The 1,184-nt window shown below is 50.2% G+C and carries 1 protein-coding gene; it reads left to right on the top strand.

The genetic code is table 11. The features are described 5' to 3' along the window. Window positions 1-152: 152 nt before the first annotated feature. A complete protein-coding gene (gene rpoS / locus IC617_RS18740) occupies window positions 153-1,124 on the top strand; it encodes an RNA polymerase sigma factor RpoS (protein WP_191146510.1) in 972 nt (323 codons plus the stop codon). The last annotated feature ends 60 nt before the right edge of the window (window positions 1,125-1,184 follow it).

Genomic DNA, 1,184 nt, shown 5'->3' with positions numbered 1-1,184 from the left:
AGCACGAGCTTTTCCCAGCCCATGACCCGTGGTTTTGCGAGTATCGACAAACTCACCAACCACATAACATTTACATCAACAAAACAACACTGACTTAACAACATCGGCCCACCGATACAGCAAGTCACTATAGAACAAAAAAAGGATTCGTCATGAACCAGCAAGCGCACATTGAATTCGGCAACAACGTTAACATCCACGCTCTGTCAGCTAACCTTAGCGCCTTTGATGACGAGCAATTGGAACAACAATTTCAAAACAGCTTGCTGCGTGAGCGTCGCCAAGAGCTCGACACCGACCACCTTTACTACCAACAAATTGGCCAATACCCACTGCTTAGCGCCAGTGAAGAAATTGACTACGCTCAGCGCGTACAACAAGGCGATGCCAAAGCGCGCCAGCACATGATTGAGTGCAACCTGCGCTTAGTGGTCAAACTGGCAAAACGTTACATGAACCGCGGCCTGCCACTGCTCGACTTAATTGACGAAGGCAACATCGGCTTGATCCGCGCTGTTGAGAAGTTCGACCCAGAGCGCGGCTTCCGCTTCTCAACCTACGCCACTTGGTGGATCCGCGAGAACATCGAGCGGGCAATCATGAACCAAAGCCGCGCGGTGCGCCTGCCGGTTCACCTGATTAAAGAAATGAATGTTTACCTGCGTACTGCCAAAGAAATGAGCAAATCGCTGGGTGCCGAGCCAAGTGCTGAAGAGTTATCAGCCAAGATGGGTAAGCCGGTTGCAGACGTCCACCGCATGTTGCAACTCAATGGTAAAACCAGCTCACTGGATTTGCCTATCGGTGAGCGTCAAAGCGCCACCATGGCCGATTTGATTGAAGATGAAAATCACATCAGCACCGAAGATCGCATTCAAGAAAATGAGTTAAACGGCTCATTAGCTGCAGCAATTGAAACGCTGGAGCCAAGACAACGCGAAATTCTCGCCCGCCGCTTTGGTTTGTTTGGCTACGAGCCAACGACACTGAAAGAGATTGGCAAGGCAATGGGTGTGACGCGTGAAAGTATTCGTCAGGCGCAGGTGAAAGCCTTAAACAAGCTGCGCACCGTCTTTGAACAGCAAGGTATCTCGATGGATATGGTGCTTTCAGCAACTGCTTAATCTCTGGTTCAACTGGTTTTGTGAATTCTCCCCCTACGTTAACGCGTTTGGCCTCAGCTC

The sequence above is a fragment of the Neiella litorisoli genome, assembly GCF_014773395.1.
GTDB lineage: Bacteria > Pseudomonadota > Gammaproteobacteria > Enterobacterales > Neiellaceae > Neiella > Neiella litorisoli.
The sequence above is the reverse complement of the archived record's forward strand: the minus strand, read 5'-3'. Positions and strand labels throughout refer to the sequence as shown.